The 22,554-nt window shown below is 71.1% G+C and carries 22 protein-coding genes; 9 read left to right on the top strand and 13 right to left on the bottom strand.

Annotation, left to right across the window (positions count from 1 at the left end; all coding sequences use genetic code 11):
* The 6 genes from DDE23_RS01095 to purD all read right to left on the bottom strand — a co-directional run bounded on the left by DDE23_RS01095 (position 1) and on the right by purD (position 5,926).
* Positions 1-1,470, bottom strand: a complete 1,470-nt coding sequence (locus tag DDE23_RS01095) for an efflux RND transporter periplasmic adaptor subunit (protein WP_107749540.1) — start codon at positions 1,468-1,470, stop codon at positions 1-3.
* Between the two features lie 97 nt (positions 1,471-1,567).
* Positions 1,568-2,110, bottom strand: coding sequence for a molybdenum cofactor biosynthesis protein B (moaB, locus tag DDE23_RS01090; protein WP_107749539.1), 543 nt, complete (start codon positions 2,108-2,110; stop codon positions 1,568-1,570).
* Positions 2,111-2,113: 3 nt separating this feature from the next.
* The gene (locus DDE23_RS01085) at positions 2,114-2,728 is read right to left on the bottom strand and encodes a LysE family translocator (RefSeq protein WP_107749538.1); all 615 of its coding nucleotides are present in this window, start codon (positions 2,726-2,728) and stop codon (positions 2,114-2,116) included.
* Positions 2,725-3,537 (bottom strand): uracil-DNA glycosylase, encoded by an 813-nt coding sequence (locus DDE23_RS01080; protein WP_107749537.1) that lies wholly within the window; start codon positions 3,535-3,537, stop codon positions 2,725-2,727. The genes DDE23_RS01085 and DDE23_RS01080 overlap by 4 nt, the downstream gene beginning before the upstream one ends.
* A 403-nt stretch (positions 3,538-3,940) precedes the next feature.
* Positions 3,941-4,663, bottom strand: coding sequence for a DNA repair protein RecO (recO, locus tag DDE23_RS01075; protein ID WP_107749536.1), 723 nt, complete (start codon positions 4,661-4,663; stop codon positions 3,941-3,943).
* Positions 4,664-5,926 carry a phosphoribosylamine--glycine ligase gene (purD, locus tag DDE23_RS01070; RefSeq protein ID WP_107749535.1) on the bottom strand — a complete coding sequence of 421 codons (1,263 nt, stop codon included), beginning with the start codon at positions 5,924-5,926 and terminating at the stop codon, positions 4,664-4,666.
* Positions 5,927-6,128: 202 nt separating this feature from the next.
* Between purD and DDE23_RS01065 the strand changes: the two genes are divergently transcribed.
* Both DDE23_RS01065 and xseA read left to right on the top strand, forming a co-directional pair.
* Positions 6,129-6,560 carry a hypothetical protein gene (locus DDE23_RS01065; RefSeq protein WP_107749534.1) on the top strand — a complete coding sequence of 144 codons (432 nt, stop codon included), beginning with the start codon at positions 6,129-6,131 and terminating at the stop codon, positions 6,558-6,560.
* A gap of 70 nt (positions 6,561-6,630) precedes the next feature.
* The gene (gene xseA, locus DDE23_RS01060) at positions 6,631-8,136 is read left to right on the top strand and encodes an exodeoxyribonuclease VII large subunit (RefSeq protein ID WP_107749533.1); all 1,506 of its coding nucleotides are present in this window, start codon (positions 6,631-6,633) and stop codon (positions 8,134-8,136) included.
* A 317-nt stretch (positions 8,137-8,453) separates the two neighbouring features.
* On the opposite strand, the gene DDE23_RS01055 is transcribed toward xseA, so the two are convergent.
* Positions 8,454-8,912 carry an Lrp/AsnC family transcriptional regulator gene (locus tag DDE23_RS01055; RefSeq protein WP_107749532.1) on the bottom strand — a complete coding sequence of 153 codons (459 nt, stop codon included), beginning with the start codon at positions 8,910-8,912 and terminating at the stop codon, positions 8,454-8,456.
* 115 nt (positions 8,913-9,027) lie between these two features.
* Here DDE23_RS01055 and putA point away from each other — a divergent pair, with 115 nt between their 5' ends.
* The 3 genes from putA to DDE23_RS01040 all read left to right on the top strand — a co-directional run bounded on the left by putA (position 9,028) and on the right by DDE23_RS01040 (position 14,274).
* Positions 9,028-12,453 (top strand): bifunctional proline dehydrogenase/L-glutamate gamma-semialdehyde dehydrogenase PutA, encoded by a 3,426-nt coding sequence (gene putA, locus DDE23_RS01050; protein WP_107749531.1) that lies wholly within the window; start codon positions 9,028-9,030, stop codon positions 12,451-12,453.
* 31 nt (positions 12,454-12,484) lie between these two features.
* Positions 12,485-13,255, top strand: coding sequence for a rhomboid family intramembrane serine protease (locus DDE23_RS01045; protein WP_107749530.1), 771 nt, complete (start codon positions 12,485-12,487; stop codon positions 13,253-13,255).
* 86 nt (positions 13,256-13,341) lie between these two features.
* Positions 13,342-14,274 carry a pirin family protein gene (locus DDE23_RS01040; RefSeq protein WP_107749529.1) on the top strand — a complete coding sequence of 311 codons (933 nt, stop codon included), beginning with the start codon at positions 13,342-13,344 and terminating at the stop codon, positions 14,272-14,274.
* 127 nt (positions 14,275-14,401) lie between these two features.
* Here DDE23_RS01040 and DDE23_RS01035 read toward each other — a convergent pair whose 3' ends face one another.
* Together DDE23_RS01035 and DDE23_RS01030 are read right to left on the bottom strand one after the other, a co-directional pair.
* A complete protein-coding gene (locus DDE23_RS01035; protein ID WP_107749528.1) occupies positions 14,402-15,034 on the bottom strand; it encodes an NrsF family protein in 633 nt (210 codons plus the stop codon).
* Complete coding sequence (locus DDE23_RS01030) at positions 15,031-15,570, bottom strand: sigma-70 family RNA polymerase sigma factor (protein WP_107749527.1); 540 nt, start codon at positions 15,568-15,570, stop codon at positions 15,031-15,033. Before DDE23_RS01030 ends, DDE23_RS01035 begins: the two co-directional genes overlap by 4 nt.
* Before the next feature lie 183 nt (positions 15,571-15,753).
* Between DDE23_RS01030 and DDE23_RS01025 the strand changes: the two genes are divergently transcribed.
* The 4 genes from DDE23_RS01025 (at position 15,754) to DDE23_RS01010 (ending at position 18,663) form a co-directional block, all read left to right on the top strand.
* Entirely contained in the window at positions 15,754-16,131 is a 378-nt protein-coding gene (locus DDE23_RS01025) for a BufA1 family periplasmic bufferin-type metallophore (RefSeq protein WP_107749526.1), read from the top strand.
* Positions 16,132-16,184: 53 nt separating this feature from the next.
* Positions 16,185-17,027, top strand: coding sequence for an MNIO family bufferin maturase (gene bufB / locus DDE23_RS01020; RefSeq protein ID WP_107749525.1), 843 nt, complete (start codon positions 16,185-16,187; stop codon positions 17,025-17,027).
* Positions 17,028-17,497: 470 nt separating this feature from the next.
* On the top strand, positions 17,498-18,229 hold the full coding sequence (locus DDE23_RS01015; protein WP_107749524.1) for an HvfC/BufC N-terminal domain-containing protein: 732 nt from the start codon (positions 17,498-17,500) through the stop codon (positions 18,227-18,229).
* A complete protein-coding gene (locus tag DDE23_RS01010; protein ID WP_107749523.1) occupies positions 18,226-18,663 on the top strand; it encodes a DoxX family protein in 438 nt (145 codons plus the stop codon). Before DDE23_RS01015 ends, DDE23_RS01010 begins: the two co-directional genes overlap by 4 nt.
* Positions 18,664-18,939: 276 nt before the next feature.
* Here DDE23_RS01010 and DDE23_RS01005 read toward each other — a convergent pair whose 3' ends face one another.
* The 4 genes from DDE23_RS01005 to glmS all read right to left on the bottom strand — a co-directional run bounded on the left by DDE23_RS01005 (position 18,940) and on the right by glmS (position 22,552).
* Positions 18,940-19,620, bottom strand: coding sequence for a DNA alkylation repair protein (locus DDE23_RS01005; RefSeq protein WP_107750203.1), 681 nt, complete (start codon positions 19,618-19,620; stop codon positions 18,940-18,942).
* Positions 19,620-20,141: a DUF3833 family protein gene (locus DDE23_RS01000; RefSeq protein ID WP_107749522.1), complete on the bottom strand. Its 522-nt coding sequence runs from the start codon at positions 20,139-20,141 to the stop codon at positions 19,620-19,622. The genes DDE23_RS01005 and DDE23_RS01000 overlap by 1 nt, the downstream gene beginning before the upstream one ends.
* 51 nt (positions 20,142-20,192) lie before the next feature.
* Positions 20,193-20,357 (bottom strand): hypothetical protein, encoded by a 165-nt coding sequence (locus DDE23_RS25815; protein WP_337589820.1) that lies wholly within the window; start codon positions 20,355-20,357, stop codon positions 20,193-20,195.
* Positions 20,358-20,734: 377 nt separating this feature from the next.
* A complete protein-coding gene (gene glmS, locus DDE23_RS00990) occupies positions 20,735-22,552 on the bottom strand; it encodes a glutamine--fructose-6-phosphate transaminase (isomerizing) (protein WP_107749521.1) in 1,818 nt (605 codons plus the stop codon).
* Between the last annotated feature and the right edge of the window lie 2 nt (positions 22,553-22,554).

Raw genomic sequence — 22,554 nt, 5'->3', positions numbered from 1 at the left:
TCAGCCCCCCTGCCGCCCGCCGCCCTGCTCCAGCCGTTCGATCAGCTGGGCCGGGACCGTGGGCTGCTCCAGCTGCGCAAGAATGCGCGTGCGGACCTGTTCGGGCATGCGGGTGTTCTGCTCGACCCGGGCGATCAGCGCCGCGCGGCGGTCGGCGTCCAGCGTCACCAGATCGGGCGCGGCGGGGATCCGGGCCGTCCCTTCGTCCCGCTGCGGACGCACGCGGATACCCGCACCCAAGAGCGGGCTGCGGGCCGCGACGATCTCGCGCCCGGCCAGAGCGCCCACCTGCACCAGCACCTGATCGCCCTGCCGCCGCACCACCTCGACCGTCGCCGCCTCCAGCCGGTCATCGGCCGCCAGCACCAGCACGCCGCCATCCGCCCCCACCGCCGCGGCGGGGATCATGGCGACGCCCGGCAATTCCGGCTCGGTGACGCGGACGGTGACGAAATCGCCGGGACGAAAGCCGCGCGGCGCCTCGATCTGGGCATAGACCAGGCGGCCCGATTGCCCCTCGCCGACCGAGGGCGCGGCGCGGCTCAGCCACCCGGGCGAGGTGATCTCGACCCCGCCCATGTCCAGCGCGATCTGCGCCCGGGCCGGAACCAGCGCGCCCTCGGGATCCAGCAGCCGCAGATATTGCGCCGTGGACAGCCGGAACGAGACCTCCAGCGCGTCAGGGTCGATGACCGAGGCCAGCCGCTCGTTGCCCGCCACATGCCCGCCCGCCACCGCCGCCGTGCCGCTCAGCACCCCGCCGAAAGTCGCCACGATCTCGGTCTCGGCCAGCCGCCGCTCGGCCTCGGCCAGGTTGATGCGGGTCCGCTCCAGCGCCGTGCGGGCGCTCGCCACGCGGGCCTCGGCATTGGCCTCGGCCTGCTGGCGGGCGATCAGCGCGGCGCGGGCCGAGGCGAAGGCCAGTTCCGCATCCTCGACCGTCGCCGCGGTGCCGACGCCCCGCTCGCTGAGCGATTGCTGCCGCTCGAAGGCCCGGCGGCGCAGATCGACCTGCGAGTCGGATTCCGCCCGGTCCAGCCGCGCGAGTTCCAGCGCCCGCTCGGCATCGCGCGCCTCGTCCTCGGCCTCGGCCAGATTGGTGCGCACCAGATCGCGCGCCGTCACCGCATCGGCCGGGTCGAGCCGCACCAGAACCTGCCCGGCCTCGACCATGGCGCCTTCCTCGAACCCCGGCGCGATCTCGGCGATCCGCCCGGCCGAGGGCGCGCGCAGTTCCAGCGTCCGGCGCGACACGACCTCGCCGAAGGCCGAGAGCACCGGCGCCACCGCCCCCGGCTCAAGGCTCATCACCCGCACCGTGAACACCCGCTCGCGCGCGGTGCGCGGCATGTCCTCCCGGGAGGCCCGCGCCTCCAGCGTGTCGCGGATCATGCCGCCGGCAAAGCCCAACAGGCCCAGCGCCAGCGCACCGAGGAATACAGCAATCAGGCTGCGGGTCAGAAACCGCATGCATCGACCTTCCGAAGGACCCGTCTGGTACGGGACGAAGTGGGGGCCGGATCACCGCAGCGGGCCAGCCTGTGCCCCCGTTTCACGCAGCACGGAGTTATTTCCGTCGCAGATGTTCGTCCAGCCGGGGCATGATTTCGACGAAATTGCAGGGCCGGTGCCGGAAATCGAGCTGCCAGTGCAGGATCTCGTCCCAGGCATCGCGGCAGGCCCCGGGCGAGCCGGGCAGCGCAAAGAGGTAGGTCCCCCCCGCCACGCCCCCGGTGGCGCGCGATTGCACCGCCGAGGTGCCGATCTTCTGCATCGAGACCATGGTGAAGACCGTGGCGAAGGCCTCGATCTCCTTCTCATAGACATCGCGATGCGCCTCGACCGTCACGTCGCGGCCGGTGAGGCCCGTGCCCCCGGTCGACAGGATCACGTCGATGCCGGGATCGGCGATCCAGCGCCGCAGCTGATCGGCGATCTCGGCCCGTTCATCCGGCAGGATGGTGCGGGCCGCCAGAACATGCCCGTCCGCCGCGATCCGCTCGACCAGCGTTTCGCCCGAGCGATCCTCGGCCGCGGTACGGGTGTCCGAAACGGTCAGCACGGCGATCCGGACCGGGATGAAGGGTTTCGTCTCGTCGATGCGGCCCATGGGTCAGCCCCTCTGAATGAGTGCCAGCCTGAGCGCCAGCCCTGCGAAGATCGCCGCCGAGACGCGCCCCAGCCATGCGGCAAAGCGCGCCGAGCGCATCAGCCGCCCCGCCGCGCCCCCGGCGGCAAGGCCGACCGCGCCGTTCACCACCAGCCCTCCCAGGCCGATGATCGCCCCGAAGAGCAGGAACTGCGGCAGGATGGCCCGGGCGGGATCGACGAATTGCGGGATGAAGGCCAGCACGAACAGGATCACCTTGGGATTGGTCAGATTGACCATCAGCCCCTCGCGAAACGCCCGGCGGGGCGAGACGCGCGGCACCTCGGGCAAAGCGCTGGCCCGCAGGGATTTCCAGGCGAGGAACAGCAGATAGGCGACCCCGATCCAGCGGATCGCGTCGAAGAGCCCCGGATGCGCGGCGACCAGCGCGCCCAGCCCAAGCCCGGCGATCAGCACATGCACCAGCGAGCCCAGCCCGATGCCGAGATTGGCCGCCATTGCCGCCCGCGGCCCGCCCCTGAGCCCCTGGCCGAGGCAGAACATCATATCCGCGCCCGGGGTCAGATTGAGCGCCAAAGCGGCGGGGATATAGGCGAGCAGCACGACAGGATCGATCACGGCAGGCTCCGCAGGCGCGCTTGCAGGGACAGCAGGTCGGCCCAGGCCTCGCGCTTGGCCTCGGGCGAACGCAGCAGGTAGGCCGGATGCAGCATCGGCAGCGCCGGACGACCCAGCGCCTCGGCCCATTTACCGCGCAATCTCAGGATGCCGCGCAGGCCCAGCAGCGCGTCGCAGGCGACATTGCCGACGACCACCAGCAGATCGGGATCGGCCAGCTCGATATGGCGGATCAGGAAGGGCTTCAGCATCGCCAGCTCGTCCTTGGTCGGCTCGCGGTTGCCGGGCGGGCGCCAGGGGACAGTGTTGGTGATATAGAGCGCCTTGCCCGGGTCGGGGCTTTGCCGCGACAGGCCGATGGCGCCAAACATCAGGTCCAGAAGCTGCCCGGCCCGACCGACGAAGGGACGACCCAGACGGTCCTCGTCCGCGCCCGGCCCCTCGCCCACGATCATGACGCGGGCCTTCGGGTTGCCATCGGCAAAGACGCAATTCCGCGCGCCGAGCTTCAGCTGGCAATGATCGAACCCCGCCAGCGCCTCGGCAAGCGCCCCGAGGTCCGGCGCCGCGGCCGCGATGCGCTGCGCCTCGGCCACGCCCAGATCCGGATCGGAAAGCAGCGCGGGCGCGGCAATCGCGCCCGCCGGCCCCACGGCTTTCTGCGCCACCGGCGCAGCACGCGCCGCAGCCGCCTCGGCCACCAGCGCGAATCGGTCCAGCGGCCGCGCCTCCAGCGCCTCCGTCACGCCCAGTTCCGCCTGCCATTCCAGCAGCGCCCGGGCCAGATGCCAGTCGAGATGTGCATTCATCGGCGCGAGACTAGACCATCGGCAGCGCCTCGCCAATGAGTCGCGGCGCGGGCCGGGAGGAAGCGGGGGGCCAGCCCCCCGCACCCCCCGCCAAAGGGGACCCTCGGGCCCCCTTTGGAAACCCCCGAGGACATTTAGAGAACAAAGATGAAGATTAAGAGGGCGTTAAGCCGCCTTCTTTGCGCGTCAAATATCCTCGGGGGTGAGGGCCGCCCGGACGAGGCGCCAGGGGCGCGTCGTCAGGCCCGAACGCCCGGAGCGTAAGCGCAGGGCCGGACCAGGCCGTCAGGCCAAGAGGGGGGCAGACGGCCCCCCTTTCTGTTTCGGCGCGGCGGCACGCCGCGCCGCTGGTCGCCCGAGGCGCCCGCGACAGCGGGCAACGAGGGCGAAACCCCTCCCCCCTTCAGGACTGAAAGCGCTGTACCAGCCGGGCGCGGGCCTCGGGCAAGGGGCGCGAACCCAGCGCAGGGGCCAGGACCTCGGCCAGGAAATGCCCGGTGGTCCGCAAGCCCTCGGCCATCTGGGCGCGGCTTTCCGGCGAGGTCGCGTCCAGCAGCAGCGGCGGCAGCGGCAGCAGACGGTCGGCCCAGTCGCTCGCGCCCTCGGGCGTCACCGCCCGGCCGGTGCGGGGCGAGACATAAGCCAGGCCCTCGACCCCGCCCGTCACCGCGCATTCGCTCAGATCGAGCCCGTAGCCGGTTTCCTCCAGCAACAGCCGTTCCCAGAGGAGATAGGCGCCGAACCAGGCCTCACCCTGCGCCAGCCGGTCCAGAAGATGCAGGCTCAGCGTGTGGAGCCGCGGGTGCGGGTCGCGATCGGGCAGCGCGAACACCGCCAGTGCGCAGAGGGCGTTGAGCGCCGCCAGCCGCTCGGCATCGGCCATGATGGCGCCCGCGCGGGCGTTCAGCGGCTCGACCGTGAAACTGCCCAGCTGGTCGTCGAGCCGCGCCCGCCAGCTCAGCGCCAGCGTGTTGCCGGGCTGCAGGATCGGCGCCAGTTTGCGCGAGGTCCCGCCGCGCAGCACGCCCCGCATCCGGCCCTGTTCGGCCGTCAGGACGTCAAGAATGGCCGAGGTTTCGCCATGGGGACGGGCGGCAAGCAGGATGCCCTCGCCCGCCCATTCCATTCAGAGCGCCCGCCAGCCGATGTCGCGGCGGCAGAACCCGCCCGGCCAGTCGATGGCATCGACCATGGCATAGGCCCGCGCCTGCGCCTCGGCCAGGGTCGCGCCCCGGGCGGTGACGTTCAGGACCCGGCCGCCCTGGGCCAGAATCCGGGCGCCATCCGCCCGTGTCCCCGCGTGGAAGACCATCGCGAAACTGTCCTCGCCCAGCCCGTCCAGCCCCTTGATCTCGCTGCCCTTTTCATAGGCGCCGGGATAGCCCCGCGCGGCCATGACCACGGTCAGCGCATGATCCTCGGCCCAGTTGACCCGCGCCTCGGCCAGCCGCCCCTCGGCTGCGGCCAGCAGCAGGTCCAGCGCCTGCGCTCCCAGCCGCATCATCAGCACCTGGCATTCCGGGTCGCCGAAACGGACGTTGTATTCCACCAGCCGCGCCACGCCGTTCTCGATCATCAGCCCGGCGTAGAGGACCCCCTGATAGGGCGTGCCGCGCCGCGCCATCTCGGCCATGGTCGGGCGGACGATCCGGTCCAGCGCCTGCTCGGCGATCTCGGGGCTCAGCACCGGGGCGGGCGAATAGGCGCCCATGCCGCCGGTATTGGGCCCGGTATCGCCGTCGCCCACCCGCTTGTGGTCCTGCGCGGTGCCGATGGGCAGCACCGTCTCGCCGTCGACCAGCACGAAGAAGCTGGCCTCCTCGCCCGCCATGAACTCCTCGATCACCACCTCGGCGCCCGCCGCGCCGAAGGCCCCGCCGAAGATCTCGTCCAGCCCCGCCAGCGCCTCGTCCAGCGTCATCGCCACGATCACGCCCTTGCCCGCGGCGAGGCCATCGGCCTTGACCACGATGGGCGCACCCTGCGCACGGACATGGGCCTTGGCGGCCTCCAGATCCGAGAACCGCGCCCAGCCCGCGGTCGGTGCCCCGGCGGCGTCGCAGACTTCCTTGGTGAAGCTCTTGGAACTCTCCAGCCTCGCGGCCTCGGCCGAGGGCCCGAAGCAGAGGATCCCGGCGCCCCGCAGCGCATCCGCCACGCCCGCGGCCAGCGGCGCCTCGGGCCCGACGACCACGAAGTCGATGGCATTCTCCTCGCAGAAGGCGACCACCTCGGCCCCGTCCTCGGGGTTCAGCGCTGCGCATTCGGCGATCGCCGCGATCCCGGCATTGCCCGGGGCGACGATCAGCCGGTCGCATTTCGGGTTCTGCTTGATCGCCCAGGCCAGCGCATGTTCGCGCCCACCGCCGCCCAGGATGAGGATGTTCATGCCGCGCCCCTTGCCCGTTTACAACCTTGCGAGCGGCTTTTAGGCTGATTGCACCCCGTGCTCAAGGCGCAGCGACATGCCGATCCGCGACCCCGCCCTGTGGCAACCGCTCAAGAGTTGGCTGGCCGGCCCCGAGGCCGAGGCACTGGCCGCCGCCGCGCTTCGCAAGCTGGTGAAATAACAGGGCGAAGCACGCGCTCTGGTGACCGATTACGCCCGTTGCGCCTATCTGGCGCGGATCGACCCAGAGCGCACCGTGCCGCCGCCGCTGGTGGCCGATGTGGCGCGGCTGCACGACACGATGCGGCTGGCGGCCCTGCCCGCGCTGCCCCGGCACCTGACCGGGCCGTTCTCGCCCTTCGATGCCCTCCACGAGGGCACGATCCCGCTCTATGCCGCCGAGTTCGACGCCGTCCCCGATCCGCGCCTGTGGCTCGGGCGGCGCGAGCGGCGGCAGATGCGGCTGTTGCAGGGCGCTCTGGCGGGCATGGCGGCGCTGGTTGCCCTGGGGGTGGCGGCGCATCTGCTGGACCTGCCGCTGTCGCCCGGCCTCTGGACCGGGCTGATCGGCGCGACTTTCGTCTGGCTGGTGATCGCGAGCTTCCATCAGCCGATGCGCAAACGCTGGCTTTGACCGCGCCGCCGGGCCGCCACGCGGGGCGGGCAGCGATTGACGCGGCCGGCCCAGCCTCTAAGGTCGCCGCATGGACCTGATCGACGACGACCTCCCCGGCCCCGAACGCCCCGGCAACGCCCATGAATACACCGTTTCGGACCTGTCCGGCGCGGTGAAGCGCACGCTGGAGGGCGAGTTCGGCCGCGTGCGGGTGCGCGGCGAGGTGGGCCGCGTGGTCATCGCCCGCACGGGGCACATGTATTTCGACCTCAAGGACGACCGGGCGGTGATTGCCTCGGTCAGCTGGAAGGGTCAGGTCGCGCGGATGACGATCCGCCCCGAGGAGGGGATGGAGGTCATCGCCACCGGCCGCCTGACCACTTTCGCCCCGCAGTCGAAATACCAGCTGCAGGTCGACAACGTCGAACCCGCGGGCGCGGGCGCGCTGATGGCGATGCTGGAGGCGCGGCGCAAGAAGCTGGCGGCCGAAGGGCTGTTCGACGCCGGGCGCAAGCGGCCGATTCCGTTTCTGCCGCAGGTGATCGGGGTGATCACCTCGGCCCAGGGGGCGGTGATCCGCGACATCCTGCACCGGCTGGCCGACCGCTTTCCGCGCCGGGTGATCGTCTGGCCGGTGGCGGTGCAGGGCGAGCGCTGCCCCCGGGACGTGGTCCGCGCCATCGAGGGCTTCAACGCGCTGCAACCGGGCGGCCCGGTGCCCCGGCCCGACGTGCTGATCGTGGCGCGCGGCGGCGGCTCGATCGAGGATCTGTGGGGCTTCAACGACGAGGCGGTGGTGCGGGCAGCGGCGGCCTCGGCGATCCCGCTGATCTCGGCCGTGGGGCACGAGACGGACACCACGCTCATCGACCACGCGGCGGACCTGCGCGCGCCGACGCCGACTGCGGCGGCCGAACTGGCGGTGCCGGTCCGGGCCGAACTGCTGGCGCAGGTGGCGGCACTCGGGGCCCGGCTGCACCGGACCGGGGGCGCGGCGGTCGAGATGCGGACGCAGCGCCTGCGCGACCTCGCCCGCGCCCTGCCCCGGCCCGAGGCACTGCTGGCGACGCCGGTGCAGCGGCTCGACCGCGCCGGCGACCGCTTCGCGGGCTCGCTGAAGGCGCTGGCCGCGCGCAAATTGCTGGAGCTGAACCGGGCGGGCGCCGGGCTGCGCCCCGGCACGCTGCGCGCCCGGATCGAGCAACGCACCGAAAGGCTGGCGCAGGCGGGGAGGCGGCTGACACCAGCCCTGGCCCAGAGCCTTTCGCGCAAGGCCGAGCGGCTCGAGGGGCCGGGCTATGGCCCCCGCGCGGAGGCGGCGCTGTCGCAACGGCTGACCCGGGCGACGGAGCGGCTGGAGGCGCTGTCTCGCATGCACCGCTCGCTCGGCTACCCCGAGACGCTGGCCCGCGGCTATGCCGTGCTGCGCGACGCGGAGGGGCGGCTGCTGACCACCGCCGACGCCGCCCGCGGCCAAGCGGTGGTCACCGCTGAATTGCGCGACGGCAGTTTCGAGGCGGTCCCGGTCGGCGGCTCCCCCCGCCCCCGCCGCAAACCCGCCGAGCCGCCGAAGGGGCAGGGCTCGCTCTTCTGACCGGAGGGGAAGGGGTTTCGCCCTCGGCCGCGACGCCTCCGGCGCCGAGCCCTCAGGCGACCAGCGGCGCGGCTTCGCCGCGCCGAAGAAGGGGGGCTGTCTGCCCCCCTCTTGGCCTTGCGGCCAATTCACCCCCCGAGGATACTTGGAGAACAAAGATGGGCGTTAACGCCCCCTTACTCTTCATCTTTGTTCTCCAAATATCCTCGGGGGTTTCTCAAGGGGGTGGAAAACCCCCTTGAGCGGGGGGTGCGGGGGGCTGGCCCCCCGCATTCTGCGATCTCCGCGGGCTTGCCGCGGGCGTGACCCTGACCCCGCTACCGCCCGCTTTCCTTCACCGATTCCATCGCCACATGCGTCGAGGTCGAGGCGACATGCGGCAGGGCCGAGATCTTTTCGGCCAGGATCTGGCGATAGGCCATGATATCGGCCGATCGCACCTTCAGCAGATAGTCGAAAGCGCCGGCGATCATGTGGCATTCCTCGACCTCGGCCAGAGCCCGCACCGCGGTGTTGAAGGCCTTGAGCGCCGCCTCGCGGGTGTCCGAGAGCTTCACCTCGACGAAGGCCACATGCCCTGCGCCCAGCCGCAGGTGATCGAGCCGCGCCTGGTAGCCGGTGATGAATCCCGCCTTCTCGAGCCGCCGCAGCCGGGTCTGGGTCGGCGATTTCGACAGGTTGATCCGGCTTGCCAGCTCGGTCACGCTGATCCGCCCGTCCTGGCCGAGGATGCGCAGGATCGTCCGGTCGAAATCGTCCAGTTCGTCGCGGGTCATTCGCCTGTCCGGTCTGCGAAAATCGGCATTTCTGCCTGCCAACCAACGGTAATCGGGAAAAACGCGGGCTGCAATCGGCGTATCTTGCGTCGAATCGACATCTTCCGGTGCTCTCATGACGACCCAGCCGCTGCACATTCCGATCCCCGCCGATGAGGAGGCGCTGGTCGCCTCGCTCACCGCCGCCGCCACCCTGCCCGACGAGGCCCGCGCCCGGATCCATGCGCGCGCCGTGGCGCTGGTCAGGGCGATCCGCGAGGGGGCGAAGCCGGGGCTGATGGAGGTGTTCCTCGCCGAATACGGGCTGTCCACCGACGAGGGCATCGCCCTGATGTGTCTGGCCGAGGCGCTGCTGCGCGTCCCCGACGCGGGCACCATGGACGCGCTGATCGAGGACAAGATCGCCCCTTCGGACTGGGGGCGGCATCTGGGCCATTCCGCCTCGTCGCTGGTCAACGCCTCGACCTGGGCGCTGATGCTGACCGGCCGGGTGCTGGACGACGAGGCCGAGCCCGGCATCGCCGGCCACCTGCGCGCCGCCGTCCGCCGTCTGGGCGAGCCCGTCATCCGCACCGCCGTCTCCCGCGCGATGAAGGAGATGGGCCGCCAGTTCGTGCTGGGTGAGACGATCACCGCCGCCATGACCCGGGGCGCGGCGATGGAGGCGCGGGGCTACGCCTATTCCTACGACATGCTGGGCGAGGCCGCGCGGACCGAAGCCGACGCCTTGCGCTATCGGGCCGCCTATGCCCGCGCCATCGAGGCGATCGGCAAGGGCTGCAAGGGCACCGACATCCGCGCCAATCCCGGCATCTCGGTCAAGCTGAGCGCGCTGCATCCGCGCTATGAGGAAGGCCAGCGCGATCGGGTCATGCGCGAGCTGGTGCCGCGGGTCACGCAACTCGCCCGGATGGCCGCCAAGCGCCACATGGGTTTCAACATCGACGCCGAGGAGCAGGACCGGCTGGTTCTCTCGCGCGACGTGATTGCCGCGGTGCTGGCCGACCCGGCGCTGGAAGGCTGGGACGGGTTCGGCGTGGTGGTGCAGGCCTATGGGCCCCGCGCGGGCGCCATGATCGACTGGCTGGCGGCCGAGGCCGGGCGGCTCAACCGCCGGATCATGGTGCGCCTCGTGAAGGGCGCCTATTGGGACAGCGAGATCAAGCGGGCGCAGGTGCTGGGCCTGCCGGGTTTCCCGGTCTTCACCGCCAAGACCGCGACCGACATTTCCTACATGGCCAATGCGCGGAAGCTGCTGGGCCTGACCGACCGGATCTATCCGCAATTCGCCACCCACAACGCCCAGACCGTCGCCGCCGTGCTAGAAATGGCGCGTGACCTGCCGCGCGATGCCTTCGAATTCCAGCGCCTGCACGGGATGGGCGAGCGGCTGCATGATCTGGTGCTGACCGGCGAGGGCACGCGCTGCCGGATCTACGCCCCCGTGGGCGCGCATCGGGACCTTTTGGCCTATCTGGTCCGGCGCCTGCTGGAGAACGGCGCGAATTCCTCCTTCGTCAACCAGATCGTCGACGAGAAGGTGCCGCCGGAGGAGGTGGTCGCCGATCCCCTGACTGCCCATCGCCCCCGCGCGCTGACCAAGGGGCCGGACCTCTTCGCCCCCGAACGACGCAATTCGCAGGGATTCGACCTGACCGACACCGAGGATCTGGCGGTGATCGAGGCCGCCCGGGCGCCCTTTGCCACCACGAGTTTCGCCGCCGTGCCGCTGCTGGCGGTCCCGGCACGGGGCGGCGCCACGCTGCCCGTCGGCAACCCCGCCCGTCCGGGCGAAACGGTGGGCCATGTCACGCAGGCCACGCGGGCCGATGTGGAGGCCGCGCTGGGGGCCGCGCAGGTCTGGGATGCGCCGCCCGCCGAACGGGCCGCCGTCCTGACCCGCGCCGCCCAATTCTATGAGCGCGACTTCGGCCGCTTCTTTGCCCTGCTGGCACGGGAGGCGGGCAAGGGCCTGCCCGATTGCGTGGGTGAAGTCCGTGAGGCGGTGGATTTCCTGCGCTACTACGCCGCGCGGATCGAGGCGGACATGGCGCCGCGCGGCCGGATCACCTGCATCTCGCCCTGGAACTTCCCGCTGGCCATCTTCACCGGCCAGATCGCGGGCGCTCTGGCGGCGGGCAATGCCGTGCTGGCGAAACCCGCCGAACAGACGCCGCTGATCGCCGCCGCCGCCGTGGCGCTGCTGCATGAGGCGGGCGTGCCCCGCACCGCGCTGCAACTCCTGCCCGGCGAGGGGGCCGAGGTGGGCGCCGCGCTGACCTCGGACCCGCGGGTCGATGGCGTGGTCTTCACCGGCTCGACCGAGACGGCGCGGGCGATCCGCCGGGCGATGGCCGCCAACCTCGCCCCCGGCGCGCCGCTGATCGCGGAGACCGGCGGGCTCAACGCCATGGTGGTCGACTCGACCGCCCTGCCGGAACAGGCGGTGCGCGATGTCGTCGCCTCGGCCTTCCAGTCCGCCGGGCAACGCTGCTCGGCGCTGCGTTGCCTCTATGTGCAGGAGGATGTGGCGGAGGGCATGCTGGAGATGCTGGGCGGCGCGATGCAGGCGCTGGTGCTGGGCGATCCCTGGCAGCTGGCGACCGACGTGGGCCCGGTCATCGACCTGGAGGCCGCGCGCGAGATCCGTGCCTATGTGACCGAGGCCCGCCGCGCCGGCCGGGTGCTGCACGAACTCCGCGCGCCGGATGCCGGGCATTTCGTCGCCCCGGTGGTGATCGAGGTTTCCGGGATCGAGGCGCTGCCGCGCGAGATCTTCGGCCCGGTCCTGCACGTCGCCCGCTTCAAGGGCCGCGACCTGCCCAAGGTGCTGGACGCGGTGAACGCCCGCGGCTTCGGCCTGACCTTCGGCCTGCACACAAGGATCGACAACCGGGTGCAGGAGGTGGTCGAGGCGCTGCGCGTCGGCAACCTCTACGTCAACCGCAACCAGATCGGCGCCGTGGTCGGCTCGCAGCCCTTCGGCGGCGAGGGGCTGTCCGGCACCGGACCGAAGGCGGGCGGGCCTGACTATGTCGCGCGCCTTGCGGCCCCCGTGCCGGCGCCGACCGCCAGCGGCGCCGGCGTCCCGGCCGACCTGACGGCGCTCGCAACGGCCCTGAAAACCCCGGTCCCGGCCGAGGCCATCGCCACCCATGACATGCCCGGCCCGACCGGCGAATCGAACCGGCTGAGCCTGCATCCCCGCGCGCCGGTCCTCTGCCTCGGCCCCGGCGCCGAGACGGAGGCCGCGCAGGCCGAGGCGATCCGCGCACTGGGGGGCGTGGCGGTCGTGGCGGGCGGCACGGTTGCGCCCGGGTGGCTGGAAACGGCCGACGGCTTCAGCGGTGTGATCTGGTGGGGCGAGGCGGCCGAGGCCCGGGCCTATGGGCTGGCGCTGTCGCGCCGCAGGGGACCGATCCTGCCTCTGGTCACCGCCAGACCCGACAGCGCCCATGCCCTGACCGAACGACACCTGTGCATCGACACCACGGCATCGGGCGGAAATGCGCAACTGCTTGTTGCCGTATCCGGGGATTGACCATTTGTTAAGCACGCGGCACGCCTAGAGGATGCTGCCGGTCCGTGACCACAACCCCTCGGGGCATGTCCCCGTCTTCTCCTGGGCGCTGATCGCCGTGAACATCACCCTGTTCATGGCCTTCTACCCCTTGGGCAGCGATTCCTCGGTGCGCGCCGTGTATCTGGAATGGGGGATGGTCCCGGCAAGGCTCGGCGCCGGTGAGGGCCTGCTCACCCCTATCACCGCCATGTTCATCCATGGCGGCTGGGTGCATCTGGGGCTGAACATGTTGTTCCTCCGGGTCTTCGGCGACAATGTCGAGGCCGAGATGGGGCCCCTGCGGTTCCTCGGCTTCTATCTCGCCTGCGGGCTGATCGCCTTCGCGCTGCAATTTCTGGCAGGCCCGGGCGGCCGGGTGCCGATCGCCGGGGCCTCGGGCGCGGTGGCGGGGGTCATGGGGGCCTATTTCCTCATGTTTCCGCGGGCGCGCGTCGATCTGCTGGTCTATTACGTGGTCGGGCTGCGGACCTTCGCCGTGCCCGCCTGGGCGCTGCTCGGCGTCTGGCTGCTGGTGCAGGTGGCGGGCGGGCTGGCCACACCCTCGGGCAGCAGCACCGCCTTCTGGGCCCATATCGGCGGCTTCATGGCAGGCGTCGGGCTTTCCGCCCAGACCTGGCGCAGGCTCGGCGGCGTGCGGTTCTGGCGCCGCTTCGGCGGCCTGCCGCCCCATCCCGAGGCGGCCTCGGCAATCCCGGTGGTCCGCCGCGCCGGCGCCGTGCTGCCGCCGCCGCAGCCCCGGGGCCTCTTCCGCCGCGACTGAGCCTGTTCGCCCGCGCAGAGAGGCTGTGCGGGGCTTTGCGAGACCGCCCCGGCAGTCCATCTTTGTGAAAAGCAAAGGAGGATATCATGAGCTGGAACCCGGCCTTCGACCCCGGCCCCCTGACCACAGATCCCGACGCGATCGAAACCCTGATCGTGCCCCGTACCCGCGATCTGGGCGGCTTCGAGGTGCGCCGCGCCCTGCCCGCCGCCCAGCGCCGCATGGTCGGGCCCTTCGTCTTCTTCGACCAGATGGGTCCGGCGGAATTCGTCACCGGCGCCGGGATCGACGTGCGGCCGCATCCGCATATCGGACTGGGCACCGTGACCTATCTGCTCAACGGCCATTTCATCCACAAGGATTCACTCGGCACCGATCAGAAGATCATCCCCGGCGAAGTGAACTGGATGATCGCGGGCCGCGGCATCACCCATTCCGAACGCACCGACCCGCTGGTCCGGCAGGGGCCGCACGACCTGTTCGGCGTGCAGACCTGGCTGGCGCTGCCCGAGGACCGCGAGGAGATGGCCCCCGCCTTCGAGCATTTCGGCAAGGGCGACCTGCCGATGCTGGAGGCCGAAGGCAAACGGGTGCGGCTGATCCTCGGCACCGCCTGGGGCGAGAAGGCGCCGGTCTCGACCTTTGGCGGCGTGTTCTATGCCGATGCGGTGCTGGAAGCGGGCGCGCGGATCCCGCTGCCGATGGATCACGAGGACCGGGGGCTGCATGTGCTGGCGGGTTCGGTCACGGTGGCCGGGCAGGTGCTGGAGACGGGGCAGATGGCGGTCTTCCGTCCCGGCGACGCGATCACGCTTCAGGCGGGACCGGCGGGCGCGCGGCTGATGCTGCTGGGCGGCGATACGCTGAACGGACCGCGGTATATCTGGTGGAATTTCGTCTCCTCCTCGAAGGAGAAGATCGAAGAGGCGAAAGAGGCCTGGCGCCGGGGTGACTGGGGCAAGGGCCTGTTCGAACTGCCGCCGGGGGATACGGAGGAATATATCCCGCTTCCGGATTGAGGGCCCGAGTGTCGGTGCGTGCGAGCACGCACCCTACCGGCAAAGGGGAAAACCTCCTGTAGGGTGCGTGCTCGCACGCACCATCCCTGCCCCTGCCCGCCCCGTAGGATGGGCAATATTGCCCATCCTACCAGCGCAGCACCCGCCCGCCGATCACTGCGCCCAACGCCACGACGACCAGCATCGCGCCCCCATAGGCCGACAGGAAATACATCAGCGGGTCATGCGGACAATGCAGCGAATAGACCGCCGCCCCGATCCCCCCCGCCAACAGGCCCGCGACCGCCCCGGCCAGCACCGGGTGGCGCGGCGCCCCCGCCTTCATCGCCCAGAGCGCGCCCGCCAGCGGCAGCGCCGCGAGGACCGGCACCGAGATCAGGCAATTCTCGAAATCGCGGGTATCCAGCAGCTCGGCGATCTCGGCCGGGCTGTTGGTCGCGAGCCCGTAGGCCAGCGCCCCCAGCAGTCCCAGCCCCAGCACGCCCACGACCGAGGCCTCGGCCCCGACCCGCGCCTCGGGCCGCGCCATGCCGCGGGCCAGCCACAGCGCCGCCAGCGCCATCGCCGCGGGCACCAGCGTCTTGTAAACCGGGACCGAGGTCAGGACCTCGGCCAGATCCGGCCGCACCTGCCAGAAGACCAGCAGCAGCAGCACCGAGACCACAAACGCCACCGGCAGGCTGCGCGCCAGCCGCGCGCCCGGGGCGACCCGGGGCGTGGTATCGGCGGCAAGGGCCGCAATCAGCGCGTCGGTCTTCATTCGATCATCCTTTCCCGCAGCCGGGCCAGCGACTTGAAGGCCCGGTGCAATGCCACCCTGACGGCGCCCTCGCTCATGCCCAGCCGGGCGCCGGCCTCGGCCGCGCTCTCGCCGTCGATGCCGATGGCGCGCACGATCTCGGCCGCGCGGGGCTCCAGCCGCCCGATCACCCGGGCCATGTCGCGGGCCTCGAACGGGTCCTCGCCGGGGGGCGCCGGCAGGATCTCGGCCACGTCCTCGACAGGGATCTCCACCCGATGGCCCCGGGCGCGGAACGCATCCACCACCTTGTGCCGCGTCACGGCATAGAGCCACGGCCTGAGCGGCGCATCCTCGCGCCAGCTCTGCCGTTTCAGGTGGATGGTCAGCAACACCTCCTGCACCACATCCTCGCAAGCCTCGGGACCCAGCGTCCCGCCCCGCGCCCGGACGATTCCGCGCACGACCGGCGTGACCGCCCCCAGAAGCCGGGCATAGGACCGCTGGTCGCCGCGGTTCGCGGCGCGCATCAGCGACTCCCAGCTCGGTTCGTCCATGGGGGGCACGCGACCTCCGATACGGTGCAATGGGCCGAGTTGTTACACCGCCCGCCGCCAAGATCGACGAAAAACGCACCGATGTCACGGCTGCGTGAGCAGGCGTAACGACGCCCTGTCCGGCACCGTCCTGAAGGGCAGGCCCGCAACGGATGCGGGGCCTTCAACCGGGAGATCCCAACCATGAATACCAAAACCCCGATCCTCGCCGCTTCGATCGCCGCCGCGCTGGCGCTTTCCGCCGGGGCCGCCCAGGCCGACGACATGGCGCAAGAGCGCTGCTACGGCGTCTCGATGGCCGGACAGAACGATTGCGCCGCGGGCCCGGGCACCAGCTGCGCCGGCACCTCGACCATCGACTACCAGGGCAATGCCTGGACCCTGGTCCCGGCCGGCACCTGCGCCACGATGGAACTGCCCGCCGATGGCATGGGCCATGCCCGCATGGGTGCCACCGCCGAGCAACTGGAAGCGGGCGGCTACGGCCCCGGCATCAACCGCGACCTGCCCGCGGGTTTCGACATGGCGGTCGCCGATACCTACATGCCGGTCATGATGTGATCCCCGGGCCGCCCCGCGCCCCGGGGCGGCCCCTTCCCTGACAGGAGCCCGCCATGTCCGCCGCCCTTCCCGACGCCCCCGGCCTCGGCTTCAAGCCCGAGCATTTCCGCGAGGCGCTCGGCGCGCCTGTCGCCTTCTACGAGGTGCATGCCGAGAATTACATGGGCGCGGGCGGTGCCCCGCATGCCATGCTGGAACGGCTGCGCGCGGCGCATGCGCTGTCGATCCACGGCGTCGGCCTGTCGATCGGCGGCGCGGGTCCCCTGGACCGCGAGCATCTCGCCCGGCTGAAGCGCCTGCTGGACCGCTATCAACCCGAGAGCTTTTCCGAACATCTCGCCTGGTCCTCGCACGGGGCGGCCTGGCTGAACGACCTGCTGCCGCTGCCCTATACGGATCAGTCGCTGACCACGATCTGCGCCCATATCGACCAGACGCAGGAGGTGCTCGGCCGCCGGATGCTGCTGGAAAACCCCGCCACCTATGTCACCTTCGCCGACAGCACCTGGGCCGAGACGGATTTCCTGCGCGAAATCGCCCGCAGGACCGGCTGCGGCCTGCTGCTCGATGTGAACAACGTCTTCGTCTCGGCGGTGAACCACCGGACCGATCCCCGCGCCTATCTGGCCGATTTCCCGCTGGAGCTGGTCGGCGAGATCCACCTCGCCGGGCACGAGGTCGAGGTGCTGGAGGACGGCCCCCTGCTGATCGACAGCCATTCGCGCCCCGTAGCCGATCCGGTCTGGACGCTCTATGCCGAGGTCATCGCCCGCACCGGTCCGCGCCCCACGCTGATCGAATGGGACAACGACGTGCCCGCCTTCGCGCAGCTCCAGTCCGAAACCCGGCGCGCCGCGACGCTGCTGGCCAGGACCCGCCATGTCCACGCCGCGTGACCTGGCCCGGCGTCCGCCCGGACCTGCGGCGCCCCCAGCGAGGCCCGCGCCCCAGGCCCGGCGCCTCACCGCACAGCCCGGACCGAGGCGGGCGTCGGGTCCGGCCGCCCCTCATCATCTGCAAGACTTAAGGCGCGAGCTGACCAGCAACGGCCTCTCCTCGCGCCAAAAGATGACGCAGGCAGGCACCGCGAATGCCGCCCCGCCCCCAGCCGGTCGGCCCCTGCCCTCCAACGCCCGCCCGCACCGCGACCGGCTCGCCCGGAACATGGCGCCCGCTGCCACGCCGCGAGCCCCCCTGCGCCCGGCCGACGCCCCCCCGGCTCGCCGCCCGAAGGCAGGCAAAACCGACCTGCTCGGGGCCCCTGCGCGTCGGCCCCTGACCCGCGCCGCAACCGCCCTCCAAGACCATCACGCGCCGCCGCAACGCCACCGCCTCACACTCGCCCTGAACACCGCCGAGGTCCCCGATGCCCCCTCCCGCTGACCACGCCGTGACCGAAGCCCGGCTCGCCGCCGCGCTCTGGACGCCCGCGACGCCCGAGGGCCTGGGCCCTGCCCCCACCCGCGACCGCCGCTTCGCCGTCTATCGCAACAATGTCCAGCACGGGCTGTCCCGCGCCCTGGCCGCCCGGTTTCCGGTGATCGAGCGGCTGGTCGGCGCCGAATTCTTCGCCGCCATGGCCCGGGTCTTTGCCGCGCAGCACCCGCCCGATTCGCCCGTCCTCCTCGACTGGGGCGCGGCTTTTCCGGGCTTCCTGGCGCGCTTCCCGCCCGCGCGATCGCTGCCCTACCTGCCCGATGTCGCCCGGCTGGAATGGCTGCGCGGCCTCGCCTATCACGCGCCGGACGCGGCCCCGGCGGACCCCGCGAGGCTTGGACAGGCGGATCCCGAACGCCTGATCCTGCGGCTCGTGCCCTCGGTGCAGGCCTTCGCGGCTGAAAGCCCGGCGGTCAGCCTGTGGCGCCTGAACCAGCCCGGCGCGACGCCCGCGCCCCTGCCCGGCGGCCCCGAACAGGCGCTGATCGCCAGAACGCCGGGCCTTGCCGTTACGGTCGAACCGCTGAGCCGCGACAGCCACGCGCTGCTCTGCGCGTGGCTCCAGGGTCAGCCACTGGCCAAGGCCACCACCGACCCGACCCCGCTGCTGGCCCTGCTGATCCGCCACCACCTCATCGCCGAGATCGGAGAAACCCCATGACCCTGCGCAACCGGATCCTGTCGCTGAACGCCCGCGCTGGCCGGCTGATCCCCGCCGACCTCGTGCAACTCGCCGCACGGATATTCGTCGGCGTGACCTTCTGGCTGTCGGCAAGGACCAAGGTCGAGGGGTTTTCGATCAAACCCTCGACCTTCTACCTGTTCGAGCACGAATACGCGCTGCCGCTGATCCCCCCGGATTGGGCGGCGGTACTGGCCACGCTGGGCGAACACGCCTTCTCGGTGCTGATCATCGCCGGCCTCTGCACGCGATTGTCGGCGGCGGGGCTGCTGACGATGACGGCGGTGATCCAGATCTTCGTCTATCCCGAGGCCTGGGTCCTGCATGGCACCTGGGCTGCGAGCCTCCTGGCGGTGCTGGCCTACGGGCCGGGTCGGCTCTCGGTCGACCGGCTGCTCAGGCTCGACCGCTAGGGAGGTGTTTCGCCCTCGTTGCCCGCTGCCGCGGGCGCCTCGGGCGACCAGCGGCGCGGCGTGCCGCCGCGCCGAAGGGAGGGGGGCCGTCTGCCCCCCTCTTGGCCTGACGGCCAATTCACCCCCCGAGGATATTTGCAGCGCAAAGAAGGCGGCTTAACGCGCTCTTAACTTGCATCTTTGTTCTCTAAATATCCTCGGGGGTTTCCAAAGGGGGCCCGAGGGTCCCCTTTGGCGGGGGGCGCGGGGGGCTGGCCCCCCGCATGCCCTGTCCCCTCAGTCGGCGAGCAACCGCTGGGCCTCTTTCCGGGCAAAAGGTTTCAGCCGGTCGCCGTGCTCGGCGATCCAGGCCCGGGTCCGGTTGGCGTCGTGTTTCGACAGGTCCCGCAGCCACCAGGCGACCGCCTTCTGGATAAACCAGTCGCGGTCGTCGGCGTAGCCCGCGGCCCAGCCCAGCACGCGCTCGCGCACCGCCAGATCGGCCGCTTTCGGGTTGTTGAGCCGCGCCCAGGGCAGGGTCATGACCAGCGCCGCGCGGCGGGTGAACATGTTGGGGTGCTGCGTCCAGCCCTCGACCTGATCGAGCCGCGACGGATCCGCGGCGAGGCGGCGGCTTCCGGCGGCGGCGGCGGTATCGGCCACCGCCCAGCCGTCGAACCCCTCGGCCCAGCCGGCGATCAGGGCCCAGGCCGCGTCATCCGGCCGGAGCCGCGCCTGGGTCAGCAGCTTGGCCGCGGCGATCATCGCCTCATGGATGCCGCTGGCCCAGAGCGCGTCGGCCAGTGCCACGCGCTCCTCGACGCTGCAAACCGCGCGCCATTCGGCGACCAGCGCGTCGATCTGCGGGTTCGACAGGCCCAGATAGATCCGGTCCACCTTGTGATAGGCGCGCATCTCGGCGGCGCGGGTGGGATCGGTCTGGGCGTGCAGGCGGGATAGCGCGGTCTCTGGGTCAATCATGCTCGGGTCATTTCGAAGCGGACGCGGCCCACGGGGATCCCCCAGCGCCGCACGATGGCTTCGTTGATAACCAATCCCCCCGGCGCGCGATAGATCACGTCCGAGAAGGCGAGCCGCGTCACACCCTCGAGCGACTCGAAATCGGCGGTGTAGTCGAGGCGGATCGTCTCGCCTTCCTCGACCACCTCGGCCAGACCCACCGTATCCTCGCGCCGACCGCTCCAGCGACCGGGGCCGAGGGGCTGGAACACCCAGGTCAGGCGGCCCGTCTGGCCGTCGTCATAGGTGAAATCCTCGGCCACGATCAGCTGCTCGCCCTGCATCCGCCCGTGCAGCCGCGCGGTGAAGCGCCGCTCAGCGCCGGTCAGGTCGACGCGGAACAGACCGCGGCCCCGGACCTCGCCCAGGAACACGTCGCGCAGCGTCAGGGGACCGGCGGTCCCGGGGGCGTCGGGGCGGGTGGCGCAGCCCGCGGCGAGGAGTGGTGCGGCGAGCAGGAACAGACGGCGGGTGAGCATGGCGGGCCTCCGGGCGATACCGAGGGGATACGCGCGCCCCGCCCGGCCGGATCACTTTGGCGTGCCGGTGGGGAAACCGTCGAGCGTCAGCGCGTTCTTTTCGGCCCGACAGGCCTGCAGTGCCGCCTCGTCCCGCGGCGTGGCCCAGCGACGGAGCGTGTCGCGCCCGGCCACATGGTCATCGAACGGCACGGCATAGCCGCAGGAGGTCTGCACCGGATCCACATCCAGCAGGTAGGTCTGCCGCGCCCCCGGCGTCGGCTAGAACCGCCCATAAGCCCGGCCCATTCCGCGTCCCGCGGATGCAGGGTGCGGGCCGCGCCACAGGCGCGCAGGATCACCGGCCGTGTGGTGAAGGAACACCACATCAGCGTCCTCCGGGGATCGAGGCGCAGATGACCCGCCGTCTCGTTCCCCGAGCCGGTCACATTCAGCCAGACCAGCCGGTTCGGCCCCGTCACCCTGAGGCTGTCCATGCCCTTGGGTGACAGGTTCACCCGGCCGTGGGCGCCGCGGTGGCGACGAAGACCATCTGCTGCCCGGCGATGAGCCGCAGATGGTCCTCCTCGAACGCCGCGAAGCGCCTGGCCGTCTCACTCCACCGTGACGGATTTCGCCAGGTTGCGCGGCTGGTCCACATCCGTGCCGCGGGCCAGCGCCGTGTGATAGGCCAGCATCTGCGCCGGAACCGCATAGACGATGGGCGCGATCAGGCTCGGCACGTTCGGCATGGTGAGCGTGCCCCAGACCTTGCCTGCCTCGTCGAGGCCCTTGCGGTCCGAGATCAGGATGACCTTGCCCAGCCGGGCCATGACTTCCTGCATGTTCGAGACGGTCTTGTCATAGAGCGCGTCACGGGGCGCCAGCACCACCACCGGCATCACCTCGTCGATCAGCGCGATGGGGCCGTGTTTCAGCTCGCCCGAGGCATAGCCCTCGGCGTGGATATAGCTCAGTTCCTTGAGCTTCAGCGCCGCTTCCAGCGCCAGCGGGTACATCACGCCGCGGCCCAGGAACAGCACGTCCTTGGCGCTGGAGATCTTGTGCGCCAGCGCCTCGATCTCGGATTCGCGATCCAGCGCCTGGGCCAGGATGCCCGGCAGCATGCGCAGCTCGGCCAGTTTCTCGGCCAGCCCCGCATCGTCGAGCCGCCCGCGGTCATGCGCGGCCTTCAGCGCCAGCAGCAGCAGGACCAGCAGCTGCGCCGTGAAGCCCTTGGTCGAGGCCACGCTGATCTCCGGCCCGGCCAGGATCGGCAGCGCCACGTCCGATTCCCGCGCGATGGACGAGGTCGAGACATTGACCACCCCGACCGTGCGGCTCAGCTTGCCGTCGACATAGCGCAGCGCCGCCAGCGTGTCGGCGGTCTCGCCCGACTGGCTGACGAAGATGCCCATGCCCTTGTCGCTCAGCACCGGCTCGCGGTAGCGGAACTCGCTGGCGATATCGGTGTCGCAGGGCAGGCCCGCGATCTGCTCGAACCAGTATTTCGCCACCTGGGTCGCGTAATGGCCGGTGCCGCAGGCGACCATCGTCACCCGGTCGATGCCGCGGAAATCCACCTCGGGCGGGAAGGCGATGGTCTTGCCGTCGGGCGACAGGTGGAAGGCCAGCCCCGCGCCCAGGACCGAGGGCTGCTCGGCGATCTCCTTGGCCATGAAATGCCGGTGGCCGCCCTTGTCGACGCGCGTCTGATCCAGCCGGATCACGCTGACATCACGGTTCACCCGGTTGCCCGCGAAATCGTAGAAGGTGGCGCCGCCGCGGGTCAGAACAACCCAGTCGCCCTCGTCCAGATAGGTGATGCGGTCGGTCATCGGCGCCAGCGCGATCGCGTCCGAGCCCAGATACATCTCGCCGTCGCCCCAGCCCACCGCCAGCGGCGAGCCCTTGCGGGCGCCGATCATCAGATCGTCATGCCCTTCAAAGATGAAGGCCAGCGCGAAGGCCCCGTCCAGCCGCGCCAGCGTCTCGCGCACGGCCGCCTCGGGGTCCATCCCCTGCTCCATCAGGTGCCGGGTCAGCAGCGCGATGGTCTCGGTGTCGGTGTCGGTCTCGTGACCCAGCCCGACCGAGGCCAGCTCCTCGCGCAGGGTGCGGAAATTCTCGATGATGCCGTTATGCACCACCGTCACCGGGCCCGAGCTGTGCGGATGCGCGTTCTTCACATTCGCCTCGCCATGGGTGGCCCAGCGCGTGTGGCCGATCCCCGCCTTGCCCGCCAGCGGTTCGTGCACCAGCAGGTCCGACAGGTTTATCAGCTTGCCCACCGCCCGGCGGCGGTCCAGCCGCCCGGTGTTCACCGTGGCGATCCCGGCGCTATCGTATCCCCGATACTCCAGCCGCTTGAGCGACTCGAGGATCAGCGGTGCCACTTCGTGCGTTCCCAGAACGCCCACAATCCCGCACATGA

Origin of the sequence: Pararhodobacter aggregans (assembly GCF_003075525.1) — a bacterium.
In the GTDB taxonomy this organism is placed as follows: domain Bacteria; phylum Pseudomonadota; class Alphaproteobacteria; order Rhodobacterales; family Rhodobacteraceae; genus Pararhodobacter; species Pararhodobacter aggregans.
This window is presented reverse-complemented; position numbering and strand designations above follow the sequence as displayed.

Excerpts from the sequence above, each read along its gene's own strand:
- moaB (WP_107749539.1), bottom strand. The coding sequence starts at position 2,110 with ATGGGCCGCATCGACGAGACGAAACCCTTCATCCCGGTCCGGATCGCC.
- putA (WP_107749531.1), top strand. The coding sequence starts at position 9,028 with ATGACGACCCAGCCGCTGCACATTCCGATCCCCGCCGATGAGGAGGCG.
- DDE23_RS01055 (WP_107749532.1), bottom strand. The coding sequence starts at position 8,912 with ATGACCCGCGACGAACTGGACGATTTCGACCGGACGATCCTGCGCATC.
- purD (WP_107749535.1), bottom strand. The coding sequence starts at position 5,926 with ATGAACATCCTCATCCTGGGCGGCGGTGGGCGCGAACATGCGCTGGCC.
- DDE23_RS01010 (WP_107749523.1), top strand. The coding sequence starts at position 18,226 with ATGACCCTGCGCAACCGGATCCTGTCGCTGAACGCCCGCGCTGGCCGG.
- DDE23_RS01035 (WP_107749528.1), bottom strand. The coding sequence starts at position 15,034 with ATGAAGACCGACGCGCTGATTGCGGCCCTTGCCGCCGATACCACGCCC.
- DDE23_RS01045 (WP_107749530.1), top strand. The coding sequence starts at position 12,485 with ATGCTGCCGGTCCGTGACCACAACCCCTCGGGGCATGTCCCCGTCTTC.
- DDE23_RS01030 (WP_107749527.1), bottom strand. The coding sequence starts at position 15,570 with ATGGACGAACCGAGCTGGGAGTCGCTGATGCGCGCCGCGAACCGCGGC.
- glmS (WP_107749521.1), bottom strand. The coding sequence starts at position 22,552 with ATGTGCGGGATTGTGGGCGTTCTGGGAACGCACGAAGTGGCACCGCTG.
- DDE23_RS01095 (WP_107749540.1), bottom strand. The coding sequence starts at position 1,470 with ATGCGGTTTCTGACCCGCAGCCTGATTGCTGTATTCCTCGGTGCGCTG.
- recO (WP_107749536.1), bottom strand. The coding sequence starts at position 4,663 with ATGGAATGGGCGGGCGAGGGCATCCTGCTTGCCGCCCGTCCCCATGGC.
- DDE23_RS01025 (WP_107749526.1), top strand. The coding sequence starts at position 15,754 with ATGAATACCAAAACCCCGATCCTCGCCGCTTCGATCGCCGCCGCGCTG.
- DDE23_RS01040 (WP_107749529.1), top strand. The coding sequence starts at position 13,342 with ATGAGCTGGAACCCGGCCTTCGACCCCGGCCCCCTGACCACAGATCCC.
- DDE23_RS01015 (WP_107749524.1), top strand. The coding sequence starts at position 17,498 with ATGCCCCCTCCCGCTGACCACGCCGTGACCGAAGCCCGGCTCGCCGCC.
- DDE23_RS01080 (WP_107749537.1), bottom strand. The coding sequence starts at position 3,537 with ATGAATGCACATCTCGACTGGCATCTGGCCCGGGCGCTGCTGGAATGG.
- xseA (WP_107749533.1), top strand. The coding sequence starts at position 6,631 with ATGGACCTGATCGACGACGACCTCCCCGGCCCCGAACGCCCCGGCAAC.
- DDE23_RS01000 (WP_107749522.1), bottom strand. The coding sequence starts at position 20,141 with ATGCTCACCCGCCGTCTGTTCCTGCTCGCCGCACCACTCCTCGCCGCG.
- bufB (WP_107749525.1), top strand. The coding sequence starts at position 16,185 with ATGTCCGCCGCCCTTCCCGACGCCCCCGGCCTCGGCTTCAAGCCCGAG.